Raw genomic sequence first — 7746 nt, 5'->3', positions numbered from 1 at the left:
TGGTGACTTAATTCTACCAAGAAAAGGTCTTTCTTTTTTGTCGTCTTATTCATTTACACAAAATATTTTATACTCTCGGAGTCTCTATTTTCACGAATAGGCTTTTACCCTTCTATCTATAAGCATATAATCATCTATTATCAAATCAACACATCCAATAAAATCACTATATATTTCCCCTTAAAACAATACACATCTTTTGTTGCATAAAACAAAAAACAGCGGATGACTTTATTGCCATCCGCTGTCTCAAGCTTACATATTTTTCAGTTCTTCTAAACGTTTTAATACAACCGCATGTTTACTTTCGTAATCGGCTAATTTTTCACGCTCTGCATTCACTAATGCTTCTGGCGCTTTGGATACGAATTTCTCATTCGATAGCTTACCAGTAACAAGCTTCACTTCTTTTGCCCATTTTTCTAATTCTTTTTCAAGACGAGCAATTTCTTCTTCTAGGTTAATAAGTCCAACTAGCGGTAGGAATAGCTCAGCGCCAGTTACTACTGCTGTCATTGACTGACCAGGAGCCTCTAAGCCTTCTCCAATTGTTAGCGACTCTGGATTACAGAATTTTTCTAAATATGCTTTATTTGCTTCAAGTACTGAAACCGTTGCGGCATCCTTCGCTGAAATATATAACGGCACTTTTTTGCTCATTGGTGTATTAACTTCCGCACGAATATTACGTACTGAACGTATAATATCCATTAGGAGCTTCATGTTGTCTGCTTCCTCTGCAAAATGAAGCTCCTCACGTACAGTCGGCCACGCAGCCACTGTGATTGATTCACCTTCATGAGGTAAGTGCTGCCAGATTTCTTCCGTAATGAATGGCATGAATGGATGTAATAGACGCATCGTTTGATCTAAAACGTAAGCTAAAATAGAACGAGTCGTTTTCTTAGCTGCTTCATCATCACCATATAACGGTAATTTCGCCATTTCAATATACCAAGAGCAGAAATCATCCCAAATGAAGTTATAAAGCTCGCGGCCAACTTCGCCAAATTCGTAGCGCTCTGCAAGAGATGTTACACGCTCAATTGTTTCATTTAAGCGAGTTAGAATCCATTTATCGGCAACTGATTTTTCACCAGTTAAGTCGATTTCATCATATGTCATACCTTCCATGTTCATTAAAGCAAAACGAGAGGCATTCCAAATCTTATTAGCAAAGTTCCATACTGCTTCTACTTTTTCAGTTGTATAACGTAAATCTTGACCTGGTGATGATCCAGTAGCTAAGAAATAACGTAATGAATCGGCACCATACTTATCAATAACGTCCATAGGGTCTACACCATTGCCAAGTGATTTACTCATCTTGCGTCCTTCACCATCACGTACTAAACCGTGAATTAAAACATCTTTGAATGGGCGCTTACCTGTAAATTCAAGACCTTGGAAAATCATTCGAGATACCCAGAAGAAAATAATATCATAGCCAGTTACAAGTGTGCTTGTTGGGTAGTAACGTTTATATTCTTCATTTGTCTCATCTGGCCAACCCATTGTTGAAAATGGCCATAGTGCTGACGAGAACCATGTATCTAATACGTCTTCATCTTGCGTCCAATTTTCTACATCTGCTGGTGCTTCTTTTCCTACGTAAATTTCACCTGTTTCATTGTGATACCAAGCTGGGATTTGATGACCCCACCATAATTGGCGAGAGATACACCAGTCACGGATATTTTCCATCCAGCGAGAATATGTGTTTTCAAAACGCGATGGTACAAAGTTTGCTTTTCCTTCTTCATCTTTTTGAAGTGTAAGTGAAGCATCAGCGAGTGGTTGCATTTTTACGAACCATTGTGCTGAAAGATATGGCTCTACAACAGCACCAGAACGTTCAGAGTGACCTACTGAATGTGTATGTTCTTCAATACGGATAAGCACGCCTGCGTCTTGTAAATCAGCTACAATTTGTTTACGGCATTCAAAGCGATCCATACCGTTATACTTGCCAGCAAGCTCGTTCATTGTACCATCTTCATTCATGACAAGAATGCGTTCTAGGTTGTGGCGGTTACCAACTTCAAAGTCGTTCGGATCGTGTGCTGGTGTCATTTTTACAACCCCAGTACCAAATTCCATATCTACGTACTCGTCTGCTACGATAGGAATTTCACGACCTACGATTGGTAAAATAACTGTTTTACCGATTAAGTGTTGATAACGCTCATCTTTCGGGTGAACGGCTACCCCAGAGTCACCTAGCATTGTTTCAGGACGTGTTGTAGCTACTTCCACATGTCCTGAGCCATCAGCTAATGGGTATTTCATGTGATAGAATGCACCTTGAACATCTTTATAAATAACTTCAATATCTGATAATGCTGTTTTTGCAGCAGGGTCCCAGTTAATAATGCGTTCACCACGATAGATTAAGCCCTTTTCATATAATTGAACGAAAACAGTTTTAACTGCATCGGAAAGACCTTTATCAAGTGTGAAACGCTCACGAGAATAATCTAATCCAAGACCAAGCTTCGCCCATTGATCACGAATATGGCCAGCGTACTCTTCTTTCCATTCCCATGTTTTTTCGAGGAATTTTTCACGACCTAAATCATAACGTGTAATATTATCTTCACGCAGTTTGGCCTCTACTTTTGCTTGTGTCGCAATACCTGCATGGTCCATTCCTGGTAACCAAAGTGCATCATAACCTTGCATGCGCTTCATACGAGTTAAAATATCTTGTAATGTTGTATCCCAAGCATGACCAAGATGTAGTCTACCTGTTACATTCGGTGGTGGAATAACGATTGAATAAGGTTCCTTTTCACTTGTAGGCTGTGCCTCGAAAAATTTTCCTTGCAACCACCATTCATAACGACCCGCTTCTATTGATAGCGGATCATATTTTGTCGGCATTGAGATGTTTTCTGTCATTTTGACTCCTCCTGTTGATTTATTTATTTCACCGGTGTGAGATAGTACCAATCCTTCTGTTTTTATGTCTCATGCTGAGGCACATTTACCAGAAGATTTAATGAAAATAAAAAAAACTCCTAACGTCTAAAAGGACGAAGGAGTTTAAGTTCGCGGTACCACCTTTAATTCCAGCAGAGGCGAGTTAAGCGGTCACTATACACACTTTTCATCAGGAAATAGAATGTACTACTTTGCTTAAGCCTTTTACTACTGGCTCTCAATTCGGTAACGGTGTTTAACCGGCTTTAACTACTGTTAGTTCACTAAAGCTGCTCAAGGGCTACATTCAATTAGGTACAAATAGAAACTTTTCAGCTACCGTTTCCTCTCTTAAAATGTACTAATAATTTACTCTTCCCTGTCATAGCATCTATATTCGACTTTTTCACATTGTACCGCAAAATCGTGCAATTTTTCAAGTGATTTAGTCATTGTTTAGGAAGCATTACAAAGTAAATAGAGAGGAAGTGAAAATTCAAATGCGACGACGTAAGTATAATCCTTGGCTTTTACCACCTTGGCTACGACAATTTCGTTTTTATTCCAAAACGATTATTGTGCCAATTTGTGTTTTTCAATTTATACGTGTCATCATCATTCCAACATCCGGCGATTTTATTATCTTATTGCTCTTGCTACTTCTATGCTATTTACTTTTGAATGAGATCATTTGAAACACGAACCTTTAGCGGTGTATAGTCTTCCTTTAAATCCCAGATCATAGATGGAATTTCATGCCAGGAGCTGGATTCACGGACTACAATATGACTTGAGGATTCCCTCAATAATGTCTTTTGCTCAACTGGTTCCGGTTTTTCTTTTCGTGCTGGAGCTATTACAGCTTCAGACTTTTCCTTTTGTGCTGAATATTTTACAGCCTTCGATATTTCTTCTTGTATTGAAGCTACTACAGCTGTAGATTTTTCTTCTTGTGTTGAAGCTACTACAGTTGCAGGTTTTTCTTCTTGTATCGAAGCTACTACAGTTGCAGGTTTTTCTTCTTGTATCGAAGCTACTACAGCTGTAGGTTTTTCTTCTTGTGTCGAAGCTACTACAGCTGCAGGTTTTTCTTCTTGTATCGAAGTCACTACATCTGCGAGTTGTTTTATCTGTGCCGTTTCTTCTACAAGGGCAACCTTCTCTATTTGAGCAGAGGCATTTGCAGTAACAGGCAGTTTTTCTAAAACATTAGCTTTTTCAAATACTGGCTCTGGCTCATTAAAAATACTTGTAACCGTCCATTCGAGCTGACACATCTGATTAGTCAAGATAGGTCGAATATCCTTTACCATTAAATCTTCAATAGCTGCATCCTTTGGTAAATCCACATGTAAAGGGACTGCATACTCAAAATAACCAGTATCTCCTTGAAGATCAAGTGCATCGATTCGTACTAATTCTTCATCATCAATGAAAGCTTGCATGTCTTGAAAATCAAAGCGAACATGTGCTGTGATATGATAAATACCCATTAATCGTAGTGAATCTTCTAACTGCATTGTCTGCCACTGAGGCTTAATTTGCACAGCCGCTATTTCTGTTGGGCAGCCATAACCAGGAAAACAAAAAGTTTCACTCATATTCCAAATTTTGTGTTCGATAATAATCCCTCCTCTTGCATCATATGAAGCTCCGGAGGTTAGTATGCTATAGGATGTTTAATAAAAGCATCAAATGATAAGGAAAAAATTTTTTTCGTGCTTGCCCTTCTTTATAAAAGTTCACGCAGAATTTTTTATTTTTATATTAAAAATGGTTCATCATTTAAAGTTTGTAGTGCCATTAGTAAAATATAGGCTATGTATATAAGTTGATCTTCGTTCCGGCTGGGCGACTCCTTGGGGATCAGCGATAGAGGAACGAAGGCTAAATGCATCACGTCCTGTGATAACGCCTTCGTAACCAACATCGGTGCCGCTGCCGCTTCGCTTTCGCGCAAAAAACATCTGTTGGCCCGAGACCATGGAGCGAGCAACGCGAGTGAAGCGGCTCATCGGACGCCCCCGGCTGGAACGGAAATCAACCCCACGTTATGATGATGAGCCTAAAAAGGGCATACTAGAAAAACTTCTAGCATGCCCTTTTACTGTTGGTTCAACAGCGTAATTATACATTCACCAATTTAATTTTATTTGCTACACGATCTGTTAACATTCGTGTTGCTTTTGGTACGATTGGCTTAAAGATTGGATTTAAAACAGGACCAGCTAATCCTCCTGCTGTTACTTCTAAGAAGCCTGTCATTTTTGTATTTTCTGCATCAATACTTTCTGCAAGGAAATAACCGTTTCCTGAAAAGTTGTCAGAAAGTCCTTTTAATTCGAATGTTACTTTTGTAGGCGCTGCCCATTCTAAAATAGTAATCTCTACTTGTACTGTTTTTTTCAGTACACCAACATTGCCTTTAAACGTCCAATTTGAATGTTTTTCATCAATCATTTCATGTGCATTATAACCTGGGACAAGCTTTGCCCATTTTTCCATATCGCTAACGAAATCCCATACATTTTCAATTCCTACGGGTACTTCGACCATATGTGTGCCAGTTGCCATATCAATTCACTACTTTCTTTTACGAATAGCTATATTATATACGATTTCGCCCACAATTTGGCTATGCTGAAAGTTATAATTTTAATAATTTTTTTCAAGTAATAACGATTATTTTTATTCATTGATATATCCAATGGATTTTTTAACTTCTTTCGGCAATTATTTCTGTAGCGTAAGCAAAGCGTAAGCTACAAATGTGTTTTGGTAGCGAAAGCGAAGCAACTGGTACAGATGTTTTATGTAAAAAAAATAACATGTCTGAAAATACTTCTAGCATACACATTCATTCCGTATCAACATTTATAAAAATGTTACACTATATCCATCAACTGGTTGTTCAGTTATTACTAACGGTGCAGAATAATTGAAAATTCAATGCGAATGGGAGGTTATGTTTTGGGGTTATCTTCGATTTTAATTGGACTTTGTGTAGTTACATTAGTTATTATCTTCTTTTTTCCTTTACTAAGGGTTGAAAAATATAGGAAAGATTCACCCCCTTATAAGAGATCTTATTGTATATTTGGTTTACTAATTATCAATTGGATATTATACATTGCAGGTTTTTATACATTGCTACCTGTTAATATCGCAAACTTAATTTTTATCCCAACATGGTTTATTATTTGTGCTTTAGGTGCTATATTTACAATATTGGAGTTTAAGAACAACAAGGCCTTTGCAGCTCCACTTGCTGGTTTTACGGTTATCAGCTTTGTTTTCGCTTTATTCTTAAACGCTTTATCACACATGTAAAGGAATTTTCAGTTAATTAAGAAAAGTGCAGGCTATCAATTGGAGGATTCATAATGAAAGAGTTGTATTATACAGGACTTGTTTTCTTTTGTTTAGGAAGTTTAATGCTATTTTTACATTGCCTTGTTAGTAGTGCGGTAAGGCATTTAGCAACTTATATGGGTGAACCGGTTCCTCTAAACAATAGTTTATATATACCTTCTGTATTGTTTATTGTGACGGGAATAGTACTAATTAGCATATATATTTTTAATAAGAGAAAAAAATTTTAACAGGCACCAATTTTCAAAGATTTAATTAAACAACATCGAATTATGACATATCCATCAATATAGGACTTGTGTGTATGTTTAATTTTTATGTAGCCAGTTATACTTCTACAGCCCCACACATGGCATTGTAGCTCCAATTAGACAACCTGTGTAAATGATTCCCCTGCTGTAATGAATAATGAGAGATTAAACAAATAAGATATTAAACAAACTGGTGCTTTGAAGAATATTGAGCTGTTAAGACAGCTCTTGTTTTTTATTCAACTAACAGTGCAAGTTGAAGAATTTAATATGTTTAGTAGGGAGAGATTTGTTATTATAAAAAATAATTTGCTATTACTATCCCTGTTGGCTTTATTCTTGGGAGGATGTTCAAACAGTATTTTTGAAAATGATACTACAATTACAAGTATTGAGATTTTGAAATTCGCAAGTACTTCACCAAGTCCTGAAGAATATAGAGGGCAAGAAGGTGAAGTTATTTCAGTCATTAAATCGAAAGAAGAAATAAAGCGACTTATTAATTCAATTGAAAGAGCAGAACAAGAAAGTACCGAAAGCATGAATATTGCATTGCCTAATCATTTAATTATATTTAAAGAAAACGAAAATGTAATATTAACACTTGGCTATTATCCCAATATTAGTAATGAGAAGGATGAATTCCTTGATTTAAACAAAGATAAAATTTATATAACCAACGCACTGAATTTAATTCAAAAATGATAAATATTAATACCATCTTTGTTCAACTAACAAGGACTTTACTTCAATATGAATAGGACTTGCGTTTATGATTAATCTTCATATATGTAAGTCCCTTTGTTATGCTCTTCTAATTGCTCCTATAGCTTCACAAATGGCTCAATAGCTATTGATTAGACAGCCTGTGTGATTTTTTCCTCTACCCCACTAACCACACTCACAAGTCTCTCTTCCGCATACTGCGATAATATGCAAGCATTTGATAAATCTGTTCATCCGTAAAAACATCAATTTTAACGTCTGTTTTTTGCAATTTAACTTTTTTAGTGATGCTTTCTTTTACTATTTGTTCATCGACTAAATAATTGTAGAAGGCTCTTATACGCAAAATGATTGAGTTGATTGTATTAGGTTTATTACCTCTCTTTTGGCATTGCATAAGATAATCACGCAAATGTACATGAGTTACGTCCTCAGCGTTGATTTCACCCTATTCAAAGCAATACTCAATAAATGG

At 36.6% G+C, this 7746-nt stretch carries 7 protein-coding genes and 1 other annotated feature; of the genes, 3 read left to right on the top strand and 4 right to left on the bottom strand.

Annotated elements, in window-relative coordinates; genetic code table 11:
- Nucleotides 1-255: 255 nt before the first annotated feature.
- The 3 genes from AN161_RS23555 to AN161_RS23535 form a co-directional block, all read right to left on the bottom strand.
- Nucleotides 256-2901 (bottom strand): valine--tRNA ligase, encoded by a 2646-nt coding sequence (locus AN161_RS23555; RefSeq protein WP_053596751.1) that lies wholly within the window; start codon nucleotides 2899-2901, stop codon nucleotides 256-258.
- 127 nt (nucleotides 2902-3028) lie between these two features.
- Nucleotides 3029-3317 (bottom strand) — a binding site (T-box leader).
- 276 nt (nucleotides 3318-3593) lie between these two features.
- On the bottom strand, nucleotides 3594-4523 hold the full coding sequence (locus tag AN161_RS30795; RefSeq protein WP_075807336.1) for a hypothetical protein: 930 nt from the start codon (nucleotides 4521-4523) through the stop codon (nucleotides 3594-3596).
- A 526-nt stretch (nucleotides 4524-5049) separates the two neighbouring features.
- Nucleotides 5050-5496, bottom strand: coding sequence for an SRPBCC family protein (locus tag AN161_RS23535; protein WP_053596748.1), 447 nt, complete (start codon nucleotides 5494-5496; stop codon nucleotides 5050-5052).
- Nucleotides 5497-5892: 396 nt separating this feature from the next.
- Here AN161_RS23535 and AN161_RS23530 point away from each other — a divergent pair, with 396 nt between their 5' ends.
- From AN161_RS23530 to AN161_RS23520, 3 genes are all read left to right on the top strand, one after another.
- The gene (locus AN161_RS23530) at nucleotides 5893-6252 is read left to right on the top strand and encodes a hypothetical protein (protein WP_053596747.1); all 360 of its coding nucleotides are present in this window, start codon (nucleotides 5893-5895) and stop codon (nucleotides 6250-6252) included.
- 53 nt (nucleotides 6253-6305) lie between these two features.
- The gene (locus AN161_RS23525; RefSeq protein WP_053596746.1) at nucleotides 6306-6524 is read left to right on the top strand and encodes a hypothetical protein; all 219 of its coding nucleotides are present in this window, start codon (nucleotides 6306-6308) and stop codon (nucleotides 6522-6524) included.
- A gap of 219 nt (nucleotides 6525-6743) precedes the next feature.
- A complete protein-coding gene (locus AN161_RS23520; protein WP_053596745.1) occupies nucleotides 6744-7250 on the top strand; it encodes a hypothetical protein in 507 nt (168 codons plus the stop codon).
- 196 nt (nucleotides 7251-7446) lie between these two features.
- On the opposite strand, the gene AN161_RS23515 is transcribed toward AN161_RS23520, so the two are convergent.
- Nucleotides 7447-7713, bottom strand: coding sequence for a phage integrase SAM-like domain-containing protein (locus AN161_RS23515; RefSeq protein ID WP_277815978.1), 267 nt, complete (start codon nucleotides 7711-7713; stop codon nucleotides 7447-7449).
- Between the last annotated feature and the right edge of the window lie 33 nt (nucleotides 7714-7746).

Origin of the sequence: Lysinibacillus sp. FJAT-14222, from assembly GCF_001278875.1 — a bacterium.
GTDB classification, from domain to species: Bacteria; Bacillota; Bacilli; order Bacillales_A; family Planococcaceae; genus Lysinibacillus; species Lysinibacillus agricola.
The sequence above is the reverse complement of the archived record's forward strand: the minus strand, read 5'-3'. Positions and strand labels throughout refer to the sequence as shown.

Excerpts from the sequence above, each read along its gene's own strand:
- AN161_RS23535 (WP_053596748.1), bottom strand. The coding sequence starts at position 5,496 with ATGGCAACTGGCACACATATGGTCGAAGTACCCGTAGGAATTGAAAAT.
- AN161_RS23555 (WP_053596751.1), bottom strand. The coding sequence starts at position 2,901 with ATGACAGAAAACATCTCAATGCCGACAAAATATGATCCGCTATCAATA.
- AN161_RS23525 (WP_053596746.1), top strand. The coding sequence starts at position 6,306 with ATGAAAGAGTTGTATTATACAGGACTTGTTTTCTTTTGTTTAGGAAGT.
- AN161_RS30795 (WP_075807336.1), bottom strand. The coding sequence starts at position 4,523 with ATGAGTGAAACTTTTTGTTTTCCTGGTTATGGCTGCCCAACAGAAATA.